We start from the raw sequence: 21,471 nt of genomic DNA on the forward strand, positions 1-21,471 counted from the left end.
TGAACAAGACCAACACCTCGATCAGGAGGAGACAGACCATGGATTACGCCCCTTTCAGCGTGTACGCGATTCGCTACGCGCACCATTCCGGCCGGACTTCAGCCGACAACTATCTAGGCCCCGTGGATTTTCACGATGCAGAGTCCGATCTGGACTATTACGTCTGGGTGCTGCGCCGTGACGACGAGATCTACCTGGTCGACACCGGCTTTGGCGAAACAGCCGCACAGCAACGTGGACGCGAACTCTTCATGCGTCCGGCCCAAGGGCTAAAGCTGCTCGGCATAAATGCCGATCAAGTCCGCAACATCATCCTCACCCATCTGCACTACGACCACGCGGGGACACTGACCGACTTCCCCAACGCGACCTTTCACGTCCAAGACGCAGAGCCCACCTATGCCACCGGGCGCTGCATGTGCCATGGCGCACTGCGCCACCCCTACTACGTCGAGGACATCGTCGAGTACGTGCGGCGGCTCTATGCAGGCCGTGTGACCTTTCACCAAGGCAGCAGCGAACTCGCCCCTGGTTTATCCGTGCACCTGGTAGGCGGACACACTGCCGGCCTGCAGATCGTGCGCGTGTGGACCAAGCGCGGATGGGTCGTGCTGGCCTCGGATGCCACCCACCTATACGGAAACATCGGCAACAACGCCCCCTTTCCCATCGTCTTTAACGTAGGCGACATGCTCGAGGGCTATCGCATCGTGCGCAGCCTCGCGGATTCCGAAGACCACATCATTCCCGGACACGATCCGCAGGTCATGCAGCGCTACCCCGCGCCCTCGCCTGAGCTGGCAGGCCAGATCGCACAGCTCGACGTCATGCCGGCCAAGGCTGCCGGGGACGCCGCATGAGCCTGCCGCTGAAGGGCCGCCACGCACTCGTGACAGGCGCAGAGGCCGGCCTGGGATACGCCATTGCCGATCAATTGGCAGCCGCCGGCGCATCCGTCGTGATGCATAGCCTCGCAGCCAACGACCAAGCGCGCCAGGCCCGCGACACCATCGCAGACCGCCATGGCGCCCACGTCGAGCTCTTGCAAGCCGACCTGCGCGACGTAGACCAGATCGAGGCCATGGCAGCCCAGGCATTGGCACGATTTCCCCGCATCGACATCCTGGTCAACAACGCCGTGATCCGGCATTTCGAGCCGGCCCATCAACTGCCTCGTGACCACTGGGACGAAGGGTTGGCCGTCAATCTCTCTGCCCCCTTTCACCTGGCACGCCTCACCCTGCCCGGCATGCTCGCCCAGCAGTGGGGCCGCATCATCAATCTATCCTCGGTCTATGGCAGCGGCGCGGCGCCCAATCGTGTCGGCTACATCACCACCAAGACGGCACTGCTGGGCATGACCCGCGCCCTGGCCATCGAGACGGCCGGCAGCGGCATCACCTGCAACGCCGTCGCGCCCGGCACCGCCCCCACTCCAGCCATCGTCAGCAAGATCGCCGCCATCGCCAAACAGTCCGGCCAAAGCGTCGAGGACGCCGAGCGCGACTATCTCGCCGCACGCCAGCCCACCGGCCGTTTTGTGGCCCTGGAAAACGTGGCTGCCCTGATTTGTTTTCTCTGCGCTGATACCGGCAGCGATATCACCGGCGCGACGTTACCCATCGATGGCGGCTGGACAGCCGCCTGAACCCTTTCCCCCCTTTTGTACGAGTGACAGACATCATGACGACGGAAAAACATCTAGGCTTTGTCGGCATCGGCCGCATGGGCACCCCGATGGCAGAACGGCTGCTGAATGCCGGCTACACCCTGACCATCTACGACACCCAGCCCGAAGCCTTGCAGGCCCTGAAAGACAAAGGCGCGATCATCGCGGAGTCTCCCAAAGCCGTGGCCGATAGCGCCACCACCGTATTGGTATCGCTGCCCACCCCCGATATCGTCATTGTCGTGGCATTGGGCGAACAGGGCCTGGCGCGCGGCAAAGCCGTACGTACCGTGATCGATCTATCCACCAGCGGATCGGCGGCTGCACGTACCCTGGCCGATGGCCTGGCCGCAGCCAATATCCAGAGCATCGACTGCCCTGTCAGCGGCGGCGTCACAGGCGCCACACGCGGCACCCTGGCGCTCATGATCTCCGGTCCGCACGAGCGTTTCGAGCAGTTGCAGGACGTCTTCAACGTGCTGGGCAAGCCCGTTTACGTTGGTGAAAAACCTGGCATGGCCCAGACCATGAAGGTCATCAACAACCTCATCTCCGTGACCGCGCTGAGCATCACCTCCGAACTGATGGTGATGGGCGTCAAGGCCGGTCTGGATCCAGACGTCATGGTGCAAATCATCAACTCTGGTTCGGGCCGCACCAACGCTTCTGAGGACAAAATCCCACGATTTGTGCTGACGCGCAGCTTTGACTTCGGTTTTGCAATAGGCCTGTCCACCAAAGACGTACGCCTCTGCCTCGAAGAAAGCGAGCAACTCGGCGTACCCCTGCGAGTCGGCGACGCGGCGCGCAAACTGCTCAACGACGCACGCGACAAACTGGGCAGCGACGCAGACCTGACCGAAATCATTCGCTACGTCGAAGACAGCGCAGGCGTACAAGTCCGCGGCAAAGCGGCGACGGGCCAGGCATGAGCACAGCGACCGGCGTTGCCGTCATCACGGGAGGCGCCAGCGGTATCGGCGCCGCATGCGCACGACGCTTTGCCGCCCAGGGGCTCGCGGTAGCCATCCTGGACGTCACGCACGAGACTGGCGAAACACTCGCCGCCGAACTGCGCGGCCAGGGCGCCCGCTCCCGCTTTTATCCCTGCGACGTCGCCGACGCCGGTGTGGTGCAGTCCTGCGCCGATACCATCAGCGCGGACCTGGGTGAACCGACAGTACTGGTTACCTCCGCCGCGTTGATCCCCAACACTGAATCCGTGCTGGACATGGATCTGTCGGCGCACGACCGCATGTGGCGCGTGAACTACCACGGCACCGTACACGCATGCCGCAGTTTCGGCGTACGCATGCGTGCGCAGGGACATGGCAACATCGTGACCATCGGCTCCATCAACAGCCTGCATCCATTGCCCCTGCCCGCCTACAACCCAGGCAAGGCAGCGATCGCCCGCCTGACGCAAATCCTGGCACAAGAGCTCGGGCCGCACGGCGTACGCGTCAATAGCGTTGCCCCCACCTATGTCATGACACCTGCCCTGCAGGCCAGAATAGACGGCGGCCAGCGCGACCTGGCACAGATGATGTCCGTGCATGCATTAGCGGCATTACCCGTGCCAGACGACGTCGCCAACGCCGTCGCGTTTCTGTGCTCGGAACAGGCCAGCCTGATCACCGGCGTGCTCTTGCCAGTGGATGCCGGCTGGAACAGCGGTGTCAGCTATCGCACCTATGCTGGCGGCGTTCCTGCTACCAGCAGGCCATAAGCCATCACATTACAAGAACAACACAGGAGACTCCTCATGCGCAGCATTCTCAAGGCATTCGTGCCAACGCTGGCTATATGTTTCGCTGCACTCGGCGCTACCCACGCCGAGGCTGCCTACCCTGACCGCCCAGTCAGGGTCATCGTACCCTTCGCCGCCGGCGGTGGTGCAGACATCGTGGCGCGCCTGGTATTCAAAGGCGTCAGCGAGCAGCTGGGCCAGCCCTTCATCATCGACAACCGCGGCGGCGCCGGCGGCATCATCGGCACCGATGCCGTCGCCAAAGCCGCCCCCGACGGCTACACCCTGCTGCTGGGGCAAAGCGGCCCCAATGCGATCAACCCCTCGGTCTACAGCAAACTGCCCTATGACGCACGCCGGGATTTTGCGACCATCACGCAATTGACCAGCTATCCCTATGTCGTGGCGGTGAAGAAACAATTGCCCGTCAACAACTTGGCAGAACTGATCGAACTCGCCAAACGTGAGCCTCGTACGCTGACCCTGTCTACAGCAGGCCAAGGCAGCTCTGCACATCTGGCAGTCGAGCTCTTTATGCGTCAAGCTGACATTTCGCTGATTCCCGTGCCTTACAAAGGCGCAGGCCCTGCCCTGCTCGATGTCGTAGGCGGTGTCGTGGACATGACTTTCGGCGACGCCGCTTCGGCGTCGAAACAGGCGCAGGCGGGTAACGTAAAAGCCGTGGCAGTCACGGGCGCGCGCCGCTCGCCACTGCTGCCTGATGTGCCTACGGTGGCCGAGGCAGGCGTTCCCGGCTACGAGGCCTCTGCCTGGCATGGCGTACTGGCGCCACGCGGCACGCCCGAGCCAGTCATACAGACGCTGCAAGCCGCTATCGTCAAGGTCCTGGCCGATCCGGCATTAAAGGAACGGCTGGCTCAGGACGGCATCGAAACCGTGGGTAGTACACCAGAGGAATTCAATCGCTCGCTGCAAGCGGAGATTGAGAAATGGCTGAAGGTGGTGAAGGATGCGGGAATCAAGCTTGAGTAGCGGCGGCTGACGCGATGCGGTCTCGTCCGAGTCGGTCTTGACCTGCTCGGCGAGCCAACATAAATTCCATCCGCGTCCCCAACACAGTCAAGGCACGCGCCAACGCCACCAGCAAAGTGCCATCAGTCCTTGTGCACCAATTCCTGAATGGGAACGCTGCAATACAGCGGCTCCAGGCTGTACTTGGCGATTGGACCCGCACAATCAGTGCTGCCAGCGGCCACGATCAGTGCAATCGACACCAACGCAATAGCGAACAGGAGCGCTCCAATCGTCGACATCGCAGAAGCGATACGATGCCCCACTCTATCACGCAGCAAACGATGTGCCGGTTGCCCCTGATCGAGGGCCTCCTGGATCCGGCGTGCGCGTTTGTGGAACCAGGATTGGCGCATTTGCAAATTGGCAACGCAGCAAAACACCGGCAGCAGAAAGCCCGAAATCAACACACGGATACCCGTAGTGCCGATGATTTTCAGTTCGCCCAATGCAACCACCCCGGCGATACCGGCCAATGACAGCGTCGAGATCAGTTTTGCCAATTCCCGTTCCCACGCCACAGCATTTTCCTGAGCCTGGCTCCATAGCTCGAACTGACGCTGCCCCCAGCCCAGCGCAGGGTCGTCGGGCAGCGCCGGATCGCGCTCGTTGTCCTGTTGGACGTAAACGCTGAGCTTGCCCATGCCGTAGGCGATGATACCTACGAGGATTGCCGTTATTCCTATCGAGAGCGTCATACGGGCTTTCCTGGAAATCGTCTGCGAATCCGGCGAGAGACATGTGTCGGGCGGGAGCCGTCCGGCACTACGCCGTCCTTTCCATTGTCCACCAAAAGCCCATCCCTTGCAGGTAGGCAACGTGCCGACTCTGCGTGCCAACCAGGTTGGTGTCACACCCCCAAGGCCGCGCACGCTGCGGCATCCTGAGCGAACTCGATAGGGCGTCGCTTATGGGCCGCATTCCAGAAAGCGGTCAAATAAACACGTCTTCGATGCGTTCAGCATCCAATAGACGCAGCATCCACTTTTGCAACGATGCCTCGTCGGCCTCGTTGATACGAACTTGAGCCCAATCGGGCAGTGCACCAAATTTCGCCATGACGAGCGTGGTCAAAGATTTAGCAGTCCCTTGGCGCTGACCCTGCTCAAATCCTTGCTCCCGCCCCCGCTCCAACCCCTCTTTCAACCCCTCAGCGCGCGCCTGTTTCGATCTGACTCGCTCGATGCTCGTTACATAAGCCATTTTCTGTTCCTCTTCGATTGTCGTGATGGCAGCATCAAATTCCGGTTCCAGTTCCTCCGGCAGATACAACATCGCATCGATCACACGAAATAACGTCCGTCTATTATCGCGCGGCACCTTCCATTGCTCCAAATGCCGCACCAACTCAATCTTGCGTAACAGACGATCTCGAGCATGGCCATTTGCCGTTGCTTCGAGTTGCGCCAATACCACCACGGCAAAAAGATTATTTTCGGCCAACTCCCTCAACTCTGCCATACGCGAGCGCCACCATTCCAGACGAATGACCGGAAACGTGAAACGCAGCTCACAGCCGGCCTCATCGTAGGCGTAACACATCGCGCCCACGCCTGCCTGCAGACGATCCAGGCCGTGGCTGTTTCTGCCCGTCAATACTGCCATGTTCAGTAACCGGCTCTCGGGATAATTCGATTTCAATCGAACGTGATAGTCAAACATCCTGCGAGTGAATTCCGAGTCACATCGCGCTTGCACCTCTACATGGATCAACAGCCATGCCTCCTGGCCATCCAGCAATCGTACCGAAACCAGTTTATCCACGAGCAATCGGCCGCGCACCGTACCGCGGATCAACGCCTGCAATTCCTTATCCAGGAATTTCGGCATATGCGTCCAATCAATCCGCGCATGCACACAGGGGTGCAACATCCCCAAAAATTCCGGAAAGTACGCAGACAATGCGTCTTTCCACGCACTGTCGTAGTCTGCGCGTCGCGCCATATAGCAGGTCCATCAGGGCAATCAAATAAGCCCTCTACTATCGGCTTCAGTACAGATTCTCGAAAGATGCAGTGAATGCTTATGTCCATGCGTAGTTGCCGCAAACCTCCTTGGTGATTTGCACCGGATGATGCTACGAGCAGAGTCATACTCGCAACGCAGCGCACGCCGCGGCATACCTGCGGTTACGATCACTCCATCCATTAGGCAAGCCCCTGGCGTTCCTGCCATTGACTCGTATGGACAGACGCAAAAAATCGCCGCTATCGGCGATCTCGTTGCATCCATTGTTCAGCCACCACCAGCCACTGCCTCTGGCCGCGTCCACGGCGCGTTCCAGCCATTCAGGGTGGGTAATATAGTCAACGTCTAATCCGTCCGACACCGCACGATAGTTGGCGCGTCCGGTGATCTGGATCAGGCCGCGCCCGCGGTATCGGAATCCGTCACCGGGGTGAGTATTACCCAGCCCTGCCCGTCCCTCGTAGCGCCGTTGCGCCGCTGTGGGACCCCATATTTCCCGGGTGTAGGTGAAGCCGCATGATTCGTGGCCCAGGGTGGCGATATACATCGCGGCGCGGAGGGGTGAGATGATTCCGAACTCCATCATGGATTGTTCGACGGCGTGGTACCAGCGGGTGGCTCGATATGGGGGTAGTAAGGCAGCCTTTGCGAAATCGGATTTGCGCATGGGGATTGTGCGCACTGGTGGCGCTGGGGGTTGGCTTGAGGGTGTAGTGACGTAATTTAAAATTTCGTTCCAATACACCCTGAGCGCGCGAATGGTATTCGCCCTGTCCATAGCAGAGGAATGCGCCGAAATCGGGGAGCGTTACGCGTTGAATGGACGCTACTGCGGTGATGAAATCCGCACTCGATTTGCGGTTGGGCTAGTTTGAGTTGACATCGCTCAACGCAATCAAAGGTCTAATCTGACGCGTGATATCGCCGGCAAGTAGTCCGATTCTCAATGGAGAAGATATCCAACCATCGAAGACGCGATGAATTTTTATTACGGTTCGAGCCTCAAGAAGTCGATTTGATCCGACTTTTCGTGCTGTTGCGAGCCTCACTATCAAAGGATTGACTATGCGCCCACTGAGCACCTCAGAACTCTCTGCTGTGTATGGAGCAGAGCTTCAACAGTATTTCCAGCACCCGAGCGCCTCAGGATCGGACATGTACCTGGACTTTGTTAATGAGCCCAATGGGTCTTCCACCATTTTCCTACTGAGCAGCTCAGGACAGGCCGTCTGGAGTTACAACACAGGCGTGGGCCTAGCTTGCTTCATGACCACAACGGGTATCGGCATTACTGTCACCGGCCTGTCGGGAAACTCCTTGTTGGGATCAGCTGCGGCAGCTCTTGTTGGCGTCGGTTGTAAGGACCTGGGTAGCAAAGCGTCCCCCCGAATCGATAATCCTCGTGAGATATGCCCGTGAGCGACGTTCTCTCATTAGCGCATTCCGACATAGGAGAACATGTGAGCATCTATCGTGAACGGGTTATTGCCTACATTTTTGCGGCCGCACTTGCAATTGGGCTGGGCTTTTGGCCGAGCAGCTCCATCACTCAAACAGTCCAATCTGCAGTGTCATTGTGGATAGCTACCACTGCAGTGATGATAATTTGGGCGACAATGACAAGGGCGTTCCGCGATCCGATGAAAAACATCTTGGGGCTGCGTCTTTGGATCGTTAGCGCTATGCTCATCGCTCTAGGTTTGGCCCTAGTCTTTACCGCGATTCTCAATCAATCAATTCGACTCGGTACTTGGGGGGGACTCTGTATCCTATTTTCGCTGGACTGCATGCTGTCTGAACGAGAGAGTTTCAGGCGATACGAGACTCTAACCCAACAAAAACCGCCCGAAGCACACCGCTAACGCTGAATCCTCAAGCTCTGGCGCGAGTTCGAACGTACCCACCCTAAATTGCTCATGATCCAGGAGCAGGAAACGCCGCGTCTGCGGCGACTCGATCGTCAGCAAGATATCCGGCCCACGTTGCCGTGACAAACTTTTGAATCCCGTAGAGCTAGGTTGATCCCAAGCTTGAAACAAAAGCTGCAGATAAAGGATCAATACCGCATCGTCCGAACGGCGGTATAGCCGCAGCCCCCCCAACCCTGCCCGATAGCCGCCGGATTCCCACAGTAATACAGAGTGACGATTTCAAATGGCGCGCTATCTGTCAGTCCTATGTAACTAAGGAAGTCCACATTCAATCAGGTTTCGAGCGTCCCCGCCGACTTGAATACAGGTGCGATGAATGATACCTCTGCGTCAGTGACTGACGTTGACGCATTATTGGCGACCGTTACGTCGCTTCCTGCCGCGGCAAGAACACGCGTGTTCAGGATCCCGCCGCTGGCTCCTGCTCCTGCAATGGAAATATGGTTTCCGATGGATAAGGCCTGATTGTTCAATGTAAGCTGATTACTTCCTGAAGAAATCGACCCTGTCGTAGCCGCAAGCGCTCCCACAGTACCTGCCATAACGCAGACTTGCTCGATTACCCCACCGGCAGCCGGATTGGACGCACGCAGCCGGGCACCTCGCGGATACGTGGCATTCGCGAAACCAATAGTCGTAGCTTGGATAAATCCGGCCAACGTAATGTCGTTGTCGTTATCTCGACGTGCGATGTTCTCTTCTAATCGGGGCTCAAGAGCGAATCTGAGGCTATTGTCGGAGGCGACCCGGTTGATGCCTATTCCACTTGAAAAGACAGACTTGGATAGATAGTTGCGCGTAATACGTACGTTCCGCCCGAACCACCCGCCAACGCCAGCCTGGCTCGTTCCAAGCTCTATGTCCTGATTTACCGTGTCATTAAAGTGATTCCGTTCGATGATGACATCTTCGGCAGGGGATGATTTGGCGCAGCCCGATATGATGACGGCCTTCGGAAACCCGTTAAAAACATTGTCTGCAATCACCAGCCCGCGAATTTCTCTCGTTGCCTCAGAGAACGGATTGTACTGAGCGAAGCCCAGTTGAGCGTTTGGAACGTTGGCATTCGAAGTGAACACGTTGCCAGTAATGAGCGCATTTCGAATCACTTTTGAATGAAAGCCGACTGCGTACTCATAGATGTCGGAAAATGTATTGTCTTTGATAAGCATCGAATCAAATTGAGCGCTGACAGACACCCCGTTGGCCCCGGAACCGCGATTGCCAATAATCGTCACTCTCCCGGCGGTTGGACTCTCTGTGTACGTCATATCGTCAGGGGCCTGACCGACACCAATGACCGTGCCATACACTCGACCAACGGTATTCCCGATGATGGTTACGTTGTACCCACGTGAACCGATGCCGTGTACACAACCAACCCCGGTATTTCCTATGATCGTGATGTCGACGGCGAAATGTCCGCCAATCACGTTCTGACAGCGCACCGATGTATTGCCTTCAATGGTGATAGAACGCGTCGGCATCGTATACCCCACTCCGGCCTCCATCGCACTATCCATATCGCATGGACGGCGCATGTTGGTAGCCGTGTTGCCTCGGATGGAAACGGATTCACATCCTGACAGATTTATACCGGTAAACCACACCGTTCCCGCTGGGCGATCTCCCTCGAGCGTCAAATTCCATCCATGCATCTTGTTGTTGTGCCCTATGACGTTCAGGCAGTTGTTTGCTTGACCAAAAAATCGACTAAATCCCTCGCCATCGTTGTCGCAGACGGAGAATCTATCAACATAGTTTGCATAAAAAAAACGAACGCCATAGGCGTTCTGCGTTTGATGCTCGGGCGTGACGCCACTCCCTTTACCCTTCAATCCGACAATAGCACAATCGGTGATGCGTGTTACCTTCCTGATCCTTAAGGTTTCACCGTCTCCTATTACATACGTGTCTTTCAAGTACTCACTCAGAATCACCGTATTACCCGAGACTGATTGAATAACACTATGCTCGCCTTTCGGCTTGATAGCGTATCCTGACTGCCCGGCTATTCCACTGAAGTAGTTCGACGAGAGAATCTCAACTTGGTCGCCCGGTTGAAGAGCCGTGGCTACCGCCGTTGTCAACGTACGGCGACCTTCATTGAAAATGTTAGATAGAGCTGGAACAGCATTCACCTCAGACCATTCGCCGGGTGCAACTGGAGACTCAAACCGAAAAAAAGCTTTTTGGCTGGTGTTTGGAAATCGCGTAATGATTTTTCCGCCTGTGCCACGCACGGTAACCCCGCTGACATGGATCACTACCTCGTCGTCCAAGTGATAGAGGTATCCATTGCGGCCCGCAGGAATGATGATTTCGCCATACCCACCACGCTGATTGAAATAGTTTGCCGCGGCTTGGAAGGCAGCCCAGTTGACACTCTGTGTGAGCGACGTCACGTGGGGATATGCAGCCTGCAGATCCGCAAACGAGGCAAAGCGAGGCTCCGTGCCGCTCAGCCAAACGGATACAGGATCAAGAGCATTATTCGGACGCGCGCCAAAATCCAGAACGGAGATACACTCGTTGAGCTTGTCGGAAACCGTATTGCCGATAGCCCCCTGCCCTGATGACAAATACCCTACCAGGGCCGCGCCTTTTTCAGCGTCGGAAACGTTGGCAAGGTCACCTCGTAATGCATCGTCCACCATTTGATGCTCTCCTAATGTATCGTGACACTTTAGAAGTCGCGAAGCCCATTTAACAAGGCAAGACGACCTCGTCGGACAGTGATTCAATTCTTGCAGTAGTTTGCCCTAACTTCACTCCGCGGTATATAACCGTTCATGAAAGAAGCATGCGTGCATATGGGATCAGTTGCGACCCTTAACTGCCAAGTCCATCAGCTTCCCGGTAACAACAGCGTCACCGTAAAGTCACCTCAAGATCATTTTTTCAGCGCAATAATTAACCGCCACACCATAGCGGCCGTAAATTGGGAGATTGAAAAATGGCAGATGACAGTCTACGCAGTGATCTCGCAAACGCTAGTGACCCCACCAAGGGCGCAGCATTGGTGGGATATATTCCCCTACTCAACGGCTCGACCGGGCGTATGACCGCCGACAAACTCCTTGAACGAGTTAGTGTTCTTGATTTTGGAGCTATCGGTGATGGTGTTAGCCGTCCACTGTCAACCATATTCGCGACACTAGCACTTGCCCAGCAAGTCTATCCGCATGCCACCGCATTGAGTGATGAGCTAGATTGGGCGGCATTCCAGGCTGCCTTGAATCTGGGCAAGACAAAGGGAGGCCTGACTATATATTGCCCAGGCACAGACTCGATCTACGTATTCGGCGAAAATGTATTGTCATTTGGCTCTAATGCGAAAGGCATTCGCTTCATCGGAGATGGTGGCGTTCTACGATTTCGTAGATACGGCGGAACTGCCAATTTAATCAACGGTGCCAATCCCCACGACGTAGAACTTCGCAACTTCAGGATTGAGGGCGGACAGCTTGGGTTAACAGGCAATGCTGCCGCGACAGATGGGCAGGGTATCTCATTCGCAAGTCCTAAAAACTGTATTGCCGATAGACTATTTTTTACAGACACAAGGGGGTTTGCTCTCCTCTGGTACAACAATAACCGAGACTCCGCTACAGATTGCAGCAATAACCTCATCATCGATTGCGGCACCGATGGAGCAGGAGTTGCTAGCTCATCGTTCTTGTTTGCGAACCTCTCCGACTCCATGATGATTCGGCCGACAGCAAAGAACAACACCGGGACCTCTGACGACACTGCCTATACGTTCGACCTGAAAAACAATTGCATCAATTGCTCCATCCTTGATTTCATCGCCACAAATTGCCGAATTGCCGTTGTGCTATCAGACGATAGCAGTAGTGGTTTTGGTATTGGCGCCAAGAACTCCAGAATTACGGGAACGGCGTATAACTGCGGTGCGGCCATGAGCACGAACAAGGCCAGTGGGACTTATGCGTCCGTCACTATGGTTGGGTGCGGCTCTGGGACAAGCGGTGCGCTGGCAATTGCGGGGTTCAACACACGGTGTACATATGACTTGGTAATTCACGACACACCAGCTGATGCCAATGCCATTTATAGCGGCTCTCCAGATCAACAATTCAACATCTCCCGCTACGACAACAGCGGTTTGTGGCTGTTCTCTAACAATGGATCTGCGGCTCGTAACGAGATAAACATTATGGGCGGGCCAAATAGAACATCCGGCCTTGCCAATATTCAGGCTCGAATAAACTCCATCAACGAAGCGACATTCCCGCGTGTCCTAGATATGCGCGACTTGCCGAACCCTGTTTGGAACGCTGCCAATACCCGGTGGGATTCGACACTCTGCTTCCCTATGCCTGGGGGAAGCAGGACTGCCAATGCCTTAACTATGCGGTCAACCGGAGATATCACTCTTCAATCTCAAGCCAACGTTAAGCTTTTATACTCCTCCTCCAGCGAAACATGGCGCATTCCCAATGGAGTGCCTGAGTATGCCGATGATGCCGCTGCCAGTGCAGGCGGATTAGCAATTGGCAGTCTGTACCGGACAGATAGCATTATCAAAATTCGCGTGACCTAGCCGAATATTATTAGGGAGGAATGTCGACTATCCTCCTCCACGTGCAATGCGCGTCAACTGCAACGTCAACTGCAGCGGCAGCACCTCACAATCTGCGTAATTACTGACTATCCAATCCACGACACACCAAAACTGGGAGGTCTCTATGGCCGACGACGAGTTGCGAAGTGATCTTGCTAACGCTACTGACCTGACGAAGGGCGCGACATTAGTGTCGTATAACGGGTACCAGACCGTCAGAGAACACCTGAGTGATGTAGTCACGTTCGAACAGTTCGGTGCAGGCAGTTCCACCACTGACAACGCTCCACTCGAACGCCTGATTACCTACCTAAATAGCCGCAGCTCTGGATGTGTCGTCCGTTTTGATGGCTACTACCGATTCACGCAACCCTGCCCCGTAATCCTCACGCGCGACAACGTCATGTTATGTGGCCGGGGAACGCTGGATTGCTCGGGTATGCCTATGACCGATGGGACTTTCCTGCTCTGGGCCGAAGGCCCGGGCTTTACGGGGGCAGCCACCACACTCACCGAGAACTGGGATGACAGTACAACGTACAACCCAGACGGCTCCGACATCGCTATCACGGTGGCGTCCACGACAGGCTTTAACGCAGGAGACCACGTAACTATTACCAGCGACGAATACTGGGGTGGTAGCGCTGGCCAAGGTTTTCGCTCAGTGGGTCGAGGCCGTTTGCGTCGCGTTCTCAAGATCATCGACAGTACGCATATGGCACTCGACGAAAGTTCCAACTACGACGTGTTTGACGCAATCTCGTACACCGTTAATGTCCGTGCACTTCGAATGCTCGAGGCGCTATCTATTTGTGATCTAACCATCATCGGCCCCAAAGAGAACATCGACTTCGAACCCGATTCAATAGCTGGTCCCGGTTTTCTATTCGGAAGATACTTACACGGATACCGCGAATCTGGTCTTAATATTAGAGCCTTCCAGACCAGCGGAACCGAGCTACACTTCGCCGATAGCGTGACTCTGCAAAATAACGTCTATCGATCTGTCTGGGCAGGCAATCGAATATTCAGCGTTCGTCACGCGGCATACATCAACGGGGACTTCGCCTTTGGGCGTCGCATGCAGGACTGGGACTGCTCGTATCGCCCTTGGGGTACGGACAACCGCGAAGAAGTGCAAACCGAACATATCCAGATCCTCGGTGGCATAAGCAGAAATGCCAATACCGCCTTTGGTGGACACATGGCACATGGCGTCACCGCGATCGGCTGCATTGCCAGAAACACGCGTACGGGCTTGCACAATCGAGGTAAGAACACACGCCTTGTAGGCTGCGACTTCCAAGTACAAGAAGTTGGTGTGGTCCTTGGCCTAGGCTCATCCGGCCTTGAAGACGTAGGCACGTGGAAATATCCAATCAACGCCGGATATTGCATCATTGATGCCACCACACGGCTAATCGCCGGCAGTCGTGGAGTTCATGCCACCACTAGTTGGGATCGCTTTCAGTGCGACGCGTATATCGAATCCCGCAACGCATTGTCCGCATTCGGCCAGTATTTATCCAATGTAAAGATCACCGCGAATTTCAAGGGCACAGATCCTACCGCAACATATGGTGGCTACTGCTTTGGCTTGGGTAATACTCCCCCAATAGAGGCTAGCAACATCCTCATCCAAGGCGGAACCATAGAGGGTACAAATCGGGCCATTTGGCACCTGGGTGTTCAACCGGGCGGAATCATCTCGAATGTTCGCGTTGACGGTGTAACGTTCAAGGACGTCAATACATACTACGTCAGGGGCGAAGGAACATTATTCGACGAGTCGTGCTGCGTGACTAACTGCGTGCATGTTGGCGAAGAGACCGCGACTAAAGTGAGCGGACTGCACAGCGATCCACAACGGGCGGTATTCTGGGAGTCGAACAACACCTGGAGTCCGAGCGTAACGCGCGGCAATCTGGACGGACAATTGGTTGTTTACATCAAAGGCGAGATGGGGATGATAAATCTCAACCCTACGACTAACGCGAACATTACTTCGCTATCGTCTGGCAGACGCTCTCAGACTATTGTTCTGAGAAACGATGGGCCGGGAACACTCACTGTGGCGAACAACCCACCGACAATTCGTTTAAACGGAGCGTATAACAATGCAGCTCCGGGCTCCACGCTCACCCTGATATCCGTAAGTAGCACGGGCAGCCAGTGGGCGGAACTGTCTCGGATGATCGTAACTTAACCACCATAGTGCAACCACCTCAAACTGGGAGACTTAAATGGCAGATGATGCACTGCGCGGCGATCTTGCTAACGCTACCGATCCGACGAAGGGTGCTGCATTAGTTGGATATTACGGAGGCACCGGGTCGTCGCCCGATGACACCGTGTTTGCCCAATTGGGCAGTACTCCCTTAAGAATCGAGGCCTTCGGTGCAGTAGGTGACGGCGTTACGGACGATACTGCCGCGTTTCAAGCTGCCTATGCTGCCCTGGCTACGGCCCCTCGCCCCTTATGGCTTGAGCAGAGTAGAAACTACCTCATTACGCAACAGCTTGTCCCGTTACCTCCGAGTGTGACCCTCTACGGTAACGGTTCGACCATTACTTACGCACGGTCCGACGCGAGCAAAAACACCCAATTCAGTTTCGGCGACTACACGCGTGTGCTCAACCTGACCCTCCACGTTCCTAGCGGATTTGTCATTCGACGATTTGCGACATTCGGCGAGGGGGCCTCAGCCGATGGGCTCACTATCTCCAGTGCAGATCAACAGCCTCTCGGCGAGAAGAACCAAGACGCGTGCATATGGGCATTCCGCAATAACGTCCGCTTGCGCAACTTGCAGATCCATAACTGGGACCTTCCTATCAGGCTTTACCACCCTGATTTCATCCCGGACAATGTGGAGATTGAAGGATTCAAGATTACGTCGTATGGGAAGGGCATCATCTTTTCGAGTGTGACCAATTCACGCATCCATTCTGGTTCGCTTGTTGGTAAATCGCCTAACGCTGAGACAAACCCAGGCTACAACGCCATTGGTGGAGCCCCCGGCAACGGGTGCAGTATTTCGGATATCTACATTAACGAATCTGGTGAACATGGGATCTATTTCTCAAATCCCGCTGCGCAACCTCGCGGGCTCAGGATCAGCAACATCACGTTGGAGAATACTGGTCAATGTGGGATAAAGGTCCGCGGATACCACGCATTGAGTATCAACGGCATCGTCGTCAATGATTGCGCGACCGGCAACCTTACGGGTTCAAACGAGGATGGCCTGCGGCTAGAGCAATGCGTGGATGTGCTCGTTTCGGGCTATCGCGTTATGAAAACCCTGAAGGCACAATCATGCAACGTCGGCGCAGTAATAGCCGGATCCACGAATGTCTACATCAATGGTTTTTACGTTGACACTCCTGCAGTGAATGGAACGGAAATTGCGACTCAACTCGTCGTCGACAAGGAAACCGGAATCTCGACGCCCGTCCCTTGCCACGACATCTACTTCAACGGATTCACCGTCCGGAACTCGGTTGGCGCCTGCATCAACGTCCGCGACAGCGCGGATATCGGCATAGGAAACATCCACGTCTCCGGTTCGGACATCGACTCCCCCGCCAGCAACATCATTACCGTAGACGTCCCCTCTCCTCTTACCGGGCCTATCTCGGTCAATGGAGTAGCCAGAACCAACAATACCTACGTCAACAACATAAACAACACTCCTGGCGTCAATGTAAGCCTGCTGGCAAAAGACGCGACACAGAATCTTGGGCTAGTGAATCGCATGGCGGTTCTCGATCTGAACAATTTTGTGCCAGGTAATGGCGGAGGGTCCCTAGGAACCTTGGCGCTGCGTTGCGCCGGCACGACCGGCCAAGGCAACTATGGAGGGTCGATTTCATTTCGAGGTATCGGCGTGGAGCGCCGTAAAGCCGCGATCGCCTCAGTACAGAATGGCGCCAACGCCAGCCAGACTGGTATCGCTTTTCTGGCAACAGATTCGTCGACCATCGCAACAGACGAAGTATTTGAAATCGCTCGTATAACCGGGGGAGGCTTTCGCCCTGGCGTGGACAACAGCCGCCAACTGGGATCCGCGACTTACCGCTGGTCTGAGGTATACGCGGCAACAGGTGCGATCAATACATCAGATGCGCGGTTAAAGACGGAGGTGGCCCCGCTCTCCTCCGCAGAAATCACATGCGCACAAGCGCTGGCTCGCGAAATCGGGTGGTATCAATGGCTCCAACAAGTTGCTGACAAGGGGTCCGCCGCCCGCCGTCATTTCGGCATGACAGTTCAACGCGCGATTGAGGTGTTTAAATCCCACGACCTAGATCCATTTGCCTATGGAGCGATCTGCTATGACGAGTATGAGGCTGAGCCTGAGGTGAGGTATGCCGATGACGAGACCGGGAAAGATATCGTCGTACGCCCTGCTCGGCCGGTTGGTGATGTCTATTCATTCCGTTGGGATGAGCTTGGTGCATTCATCATGCGGGGCATCGTGGCAGCTCAGGATGCATTGGAGTCGCGCGTAGCAGCGTTGGAGACAAAATAAAATTATGCGGGGCCCATGAAAAGCCCCGTTTTTCGCCTGAACGCGTACACTGTAAGTACAAAAAGACTCATGTGGAGCACCGAAGCTGCGCTCCTCGTAGAGCACGCCGTAGATTCCTTGTGAGGACACGACGATGGACCAGAACGATGACAAAACGCGGGATTCCGATCAATTGGGCCTAAGCGCCGATGAGCTGGCGGCTTTCGCGGAAGCTGCCGGGATTGAGGAAATTGAACCCACAGCCTTGATGGCATTCGCCCTGTCGATAGCAGAAGAATGCGCCGAAATCGGAGACCGCTACTCGTTGAACGGGCGCAATTGCGGTGATGAAATCCGGACTCGATTTGGATTGGGTTAACTGTGCTAAACCACCAGCAGGCCGACCACAAGGGCTTTACCCCGGGCTAAAGTGGGGCTTATTGTCTGATGGCCGCGCTCTTCGGGAGCCTCCTTCCCAGAACCTGGACTTTGGGACCGATCTATGAGCATCACCCGTGTCACCGCTGAGCGGCTGATTGCGAGTTGCCTGAAATCCGAGATTGGAGAAGAGCCCTTCCTTACCGAATGGCGGAAACAAAGGGAGCCGATCATTTATCCGAATAGGGATTGAAATGCTGGGTATCATTCCGGCATGGCAACCTACCCCATCCCTGAATGCCTAGAGGACACCCATGACGGCGATGAGTGGGCCGTCGCTGCCATCCTATGTGGGCGTGCGGTCGCGCTTCGCTATATCTCGGACATTGTGCCAGACATGAAATTGACCGAATTGGCAATCAACCGTTGGCTGGATGGCAACCCGATCGAGTTGCGCGAGCTTCAGGCGCTGGGTCCGGTGAGCATCGGAATCGTTACCATAGATGGTTTCGAGGGACGGTGGAAGTTAGCCGAATCCTAACCTAGTGGAGGCTACCGGAGGATACTGACGGATAGGCATGCCGCAGTCATTCCTGTGTATGGCGGCATCCTGCGCCAAAACGCGATCCAAAGTCCTTCGAGCTCCTCTCAGCAAAGTTCCTTGATAGATTTCACGCTGCCTTTGAGGCCGGTTCGATAAACAAGCCTTCGGCGCGCGCCGCAATTCGTTTGTGAATAACGGCGATTTCATCGGCTTCTCTCAGCACCTTAAACCCCGGTCTGCGCGCCCTGCGGCGTTGCATGTCTTTCGGGCGGAGAGTAGTAACATCCACATTTTGGAAGAAACTGCGATTCCCGCCGTCCGCCCAAGATTCAGACAAGACCCCGTGAGCAAGGATCACATCAAACTGATCCAGCTCTACATGGTAGTAACTAAAATCAATTACGTTAGTTTCCTGAAAAATCGATTTACCGTTAACTAAGTCCTTTGCGCGAATCAGCACCTCATCGATATATAAGTGGTGCCAGGGAGAAACACGCAAGTCCTGGCTAGGCAGATTAGCCCCTAGAGCCCCTGTCAAAATCCGTATTGGTAGTGACTCCGCTCGCTGTTCATGAGTGCGTAATACGGCGCCCTGATAGTGGCGCCAGCCTATCCACTTAACCGTCCGCAAGCCCGTGAGACTCATTACTTTGTCGCCAACGGCCAAAGACTCAACGGCAACTGGGCCACTATCTGTCTCAATCAACGTTCCATTGACGAAGCAGGGAGGACTGCCCAGAAATGGATCCGTATTGTATGGAACCGTCTGGCCGACGGCATATTGATCGGCGGAACTGGTGGTGACCATTGTATACAAGGTGTCACCCTCCTCGGAAGGATAGGTAAGGATCATTCCCTCGTTAACGAAACCTACGACCGTCCAAGATTCAAATTCGTTGCCGACCACTCCCCACATCCGGACGCGCTCCCCCGCGATAAAGAACTGCTCATTTTCGCTTTGAAGATAATTGTAGCGGTCGATGGTGAACTGGTGCTCGACGGTAAATTGCCCATCTTCACCAATGCTCAATGCGTGCCCTTTAGAAGCGGTAAATCGGATCATTATCAACTCCGGTACGGTTGGTTGACGTCAAAATTTTCTCTTTGTACCAAATTTTTTTAATATTCGACTTGTTTATTTGTTACACGTTCGACGTGTGCCCGTCCGCTCCCAACCGCACTTGCCAGCGTGGGACTCGAACCCACCACCGAACAGCGTTCTATTTCTGTCGTATAGCTGTAAGCGGCCGGTAAAACCATGTTGACGAACCATATGAGTAAGCGCTCGGGGAACACACCTTGAGGTAGGCCGACGATCGTAAGACCATCAGGCCCTCTTGAATCAAATTCGGTGCAACGGCGCCGGCGATATGATCCCCCCATTCAAAGCTGGACTCGTTGCTTACTGTTAGCAGCGTCGCATCTCCGTGACCTCGGTTGCTCGGGATCACGGCGTCAACGCTAATCTTGTTCGCCGCTGACTCCAGAAACACGAGCGTTATGGTCATCTCGATGTCAGCGCAACATCGACGACGATCCACCGTGATGCCGCGACGCAATTCATTGCCGTGCCGAGCGCGGTGAGTCCGAAGTCCTTCGAGCTCTCAGCAAAGTTTTCTTGATAGATTTCATGCTGCCTTTGAGGCCAGCTCGATAAACAAGCCTTCGGCGCGCGCCGCAATTCGTTTGTGAATGACGGCGATTTCATCGGCTTCTCTCAGCACCTTAAACCCCGGTCTGCGCGCCCTGCGGCGTTGCATGTCTTTGGGACGCAGAGTAGTGACATCCACATTTTGGAAGAAACTGCGATTCCCGCCGTCCGCCCAAGATTCAGATAAGACCCCGTGAGCAAGGATCACATCAAACCGATCCAGCTCTACATGGTAGTAACTAAAATCAATTACGTTAGTTTCCTGAAAAATCGATTTACCGTTAACTAAGTCCTTTGCGCGAATCAGCACCTCATCGATATATAAGTGGTGCCAGGGAGAAACACGCAAGTCCTGGCTAGGCAGATTAGCCCCTAGAGCCCCTGTCAAAATCCGTATTGGTAGTGACTCCGCTCGCTGTTCATGAGTGCGTAATACGGCGCCCTGATAGTGGCGCCAGCCTATCCACTTAACCGTCCGCAAGCCCGTGAGACTCATTACTTTGTCGCCAACGGCCAAAGACTCAACGGCAACTGGGCCACTATCTGTCTCAATCAACGTTCCATTGACGAAGCAGGGAGGACTGCCCAGAAATGGATCCGTATTGTACGGGAACGCTTGGCCGACAACGTAGTCATCGACGGAATTGGTCGTCAACAACATATGGCCGCGCCAACCAGCGTCGTCAACAAAGTAAACAATTACGCCCTCGTTGACGAAACCTGTGATCGTGCCATTTGTAAATTCGCCGCCGTCGAATCCCCACATCCGGACGCGCTCGCCCGCTATAAAGAATTGCTCATTCTCGCTTTGGAGATAATTGTTGCTGTCGGGGGTGAAAGCGTGGATGACAGTGTATTGGCCATCTTCCCCAGGCTCCACTGTATAACCTTTCGAAGCTACAAATCGGATCATGGTCAACTCCAGAATAGTCTGACGACGTCAAAAGTTTTCTAGTTGTACCAAAATTCCATAAGTTTCTTCCCATTTATTTTGTTACAAGCTCCATATGTACCCTTCAGCTCCAACGTACTTGCCAGCGTGAGATTCGAACCCATCAGCGGACTGTGTTCTATTTCTGTCGTATCGCTCGACTATACCCTTGCGATCCGTGCTTACGAACAGCGAATCAAGCCAGTTAACGTTGGGAGAGCCAACTGGGTTTTGCGTCTCGTTGCGCGCCGGAAAACGCGCGGCTGCTATGCATTATGAGCGTGATCCAAGCCGCCAAACTCAATGCTTAAATCCGTGCGACTGCCTGCGCGACATTCTGCAGCGTCTGCCCCCGCATCTGAATAGCCGGATTGACCTGCAGCTTTTGGGGTGCAGTTCAAAATGATGGACACGTATGGTTAGCGTCCGGGCAACCCATCTTGATACGTTAGGGCGTATCGATGAGCATAAGTCTCCATTTATATAGGTGGAGCAATGCACTCTTCAGACCCTCT

Annotated in this window: 16 protein-coding genes; 10 read left to right on the top strand and 6 right to left on the bottom strand. The window is 55.1% G+C overall.

Annotation, left to right across the window (positions count from 1 at the left end; all coding sequences use genetic code 11):
* Positions 1-38: 38 nt before the first annotated feature.
* Genes ACNA0J_RS23005 through ACNA0J_RS23025 form a run of 5 tightly spaced genes read left to right on the top strand, consistent with a single transcriptional unit; the run spans position 39 to position 4,412 of the window.
* Positions 39-860, top strand: a complete 822-nt coding sequence (locus ACNA0J_RS23005) for an N-acyl homoserine lactonase family protein (RefSeq protein WP_415821194.1) — start codon at positions 39-41, stop codon at positions 858-860.
* Positions 857-1,648, top strand: a complete 792-nt coding sequence (locus ACNA0J_RS23010; protein ID WP_415821195.1) for an SDR family oxidoreductase — start codon at positions 857-859, stop codon at positions 1,646-1,648. Before ACNA0J_RS23005 ends, ACNA0J_RS23010 begins: the two co-directional genes overlap by 4 nt.
* Positions 1,649-1,683: 35 nt before the next feature.
* On the top strand, positions 1,684-2,601 hold the full coding sequence (locus ACNA0J_RS23015; protein WP_415821196.1) for an NAD(P)-dependent oxidoreductase: 918 nt from the start codon (positions 1,684-1,686) through the stop codon (positions 2,599-2,601).
* Positions 2,598-3,398 (top strand): SDR family NAD(P)-dependent oxidoreductase, encoded by an 801-nt coding sequence (locus tag ACNA0J_RS23020; protein WP_415821197.1) that lies wholly within the window; start codon positions 2,598-2,600, stop codon positions 3,396-3,398. The genes ACNA0J_RS23015 and ACNA0J_RS23020 overlap by 4 nt, the downstream gene beginning before the upstream one ends.
* Positions 3,399-3,434: 36 nt before the next feature.
* Complete coding sequence (locus ACNA0J_RS23025; protein ID WP_415821198.1) at positions 3,435-4,412, top strand: Bug family tripartite tricarboxylate transporter substrate binding protein; 978 nt, start codon at positions 3,435-3,437, stop codon at positions 4,410-4,412.
* A gap of 122 nt (positions 4,413-4,534) precedes the next feature.
* On the opposite strand, the gene ACNA0J_RS23030 is transcribed toward ACNA0J_RS23025, so the two are convergent.
* From ACNA0J_RS23030 to ACNA0J_RS23045, 4 genes are all read right to left on the bottom strand, one after another.
* A complete protein-coding gene (locus tag ACNA0J_RS23030) occupies positions 4,535-5,149 on the bottom strand; it encodes a hypothetical protein (protein ID WP_415821199.1) in 615 nt (204 codons plus the stop codon).
* A gap of 235 nt (positions 5,150-5,384) precedes the next feature.
* The gene (locus tag ACNA0J_RS23035; protein WP_415821200.1) at positions 5,385-6,395 is read right to left on the bottom strand and encodes an Rpn family recombination-promoting nuclease/putative transposase; all 1,011 of its coding nucleotides are present in this window, start codon (positions 6,393-6,395) and stop codon (positions 5,385-5,387) included.
* A gap of 145 nt (positions 6,396-6,540) precedes the next feature.
* On the bottom strand, positions 6,541-7,086 hold the full coding sequence (locus tag ACNA0J_RS23040) for a glycoside hydrolase family 19 protein (protein ID WP_415821201.1): 546 nt from the start codon (positions 7,084-7,086) through the stop codon (positions 6,541-6,543).
* A gap of 1,536 nt (positions 7,087-8,622) precedes the next feature.
* Complete coding sequence (locus tag ACNA0J_RS23045; RefSeq protein WP_415821202.1) at positions 8,623-11,007, bottom strand: right-handed parallel beta-helix repeat-containing protein; 2,385 nt, start codon at positions 11,005-11,007, stop codon at positions 8,623-8,625.
* Between the two features lie 299 nt (positions 11,008-11,306).
* Between ACNA0J_RS23045 and ACNA0J_RS23050 the strand changes: the two genes are divergently transcribed.
* The 5 genes from ACNA0J_RS23050 to ACNA0J_RS23070 all read left to right on the top strand — a co-directional run bounded on the left by ACNA0J_RS23050 (position 11,307) and on the right by ACNA0J_RS23070 (position 18,371).
* The gene (locus ACNA0J_RS23050) at positions 11,307-12,917 is read left to right on the top strand and encodes a hypothetical protein (RefSeq protein WP_415821203.1); all 1,611 of its coding nucleotides are present in this window, start codon (positions 11,307-11,309) and stop codon (positions 12,915-12,917) included.
* 145 nt (positions 12,918-13,062) lie between these two features.
* Positions 13,063-15,144: a hypothetical protein gene (locus ACNA0J_RS23055; RefSeq protein ID WP_415821204.1), complete on the top strand. Its 2,082-nt coding sequence runs from the start codon at positions 13,063-13,065 to the stop codon at positions 15,142-15,144.
* A 37-nt stretch (positions 15,145-15,181) separates the two neighbouring features.
* Positions 15,182-17,473, top strand: coding sequence for a tail fiber domain-containing protein (locus ACNA0J_RS23060; protein WP_415821205.1), 2,292 nt, complete (start codon positions 15,182-15,184; stop codon positions 17,471-17,473).
* Positions 17,474-17,606: 133 nt separating this feature from the next.
* Positions 17,607-17,831: a hypothetical protein gene (locus tag ACNA0J_RS23065; protein ID WP_415821206.1), complete on the top strand. Its 225-nt coding sequence runs from the start codon at positions 17,607-17,609 to the stop codon at positions 17,829-17,831.
* 273 nt (positions 17,832-18,104) lie between these two features.
* A complete protein-coding gene (locus ACNA0J_RS23070; RefSeq protein WP_415821207.1) occupies positions 18,105-18,371 on the top strand; it encodes a hypothetical protein in 267 nt (88 codons plus the stop codon).
* 130 nt (positions 18,372-18,501) lie between these two features.
* Here the strand turns inward: ACNA0J_RS23070 and ACNA0J_RS23075 are convergent, their stop codons facing one another.
* Both ACNA0J_RS23075 and ACNA0J_RS23080 read right to left on the bottom strand, forming a co-directional pair.
* Positions 18,502-19,437 carry a Hint domain-containing protein gene (locus ACNA0J_RS23075; protein ID WP_415821208.1) on the bottom strand — a complete coding sequence of 312 codons (936 nt, stop codon included), beginning with the start codon at positions 19,435-19,437 and terminating at the stop codon, positions 18,502-18,504.
* A 565-nt stretch (positions 19,438-20,002) separates the two neighbouring features.
* The gene (locus ACNA0J_RS23080) at positions 20,003-20,938 is read right to left on the bottom strand and encodes a Hint domain-containing protein (protein ID WP_415821209.1); all 936 of its coding nucleotides are present in this window, start codon (positions 20,936-20,938) and stop codon (positions 20,003-20,005) included.
* Between the last annotated feature and the right edge of the window lie 533 nt (positions 20,939-21,471).

The organism is Bordetella tumbae (genome assembly GCF_965139195.1).
GTDB classification, from domain to species: Bacteria; Pseudomonadota; Gammaproteobacteria; order Burkholderiales; family Burkholderiaceae_B; genus Bordetella_A; species Bordetella_A tumbae.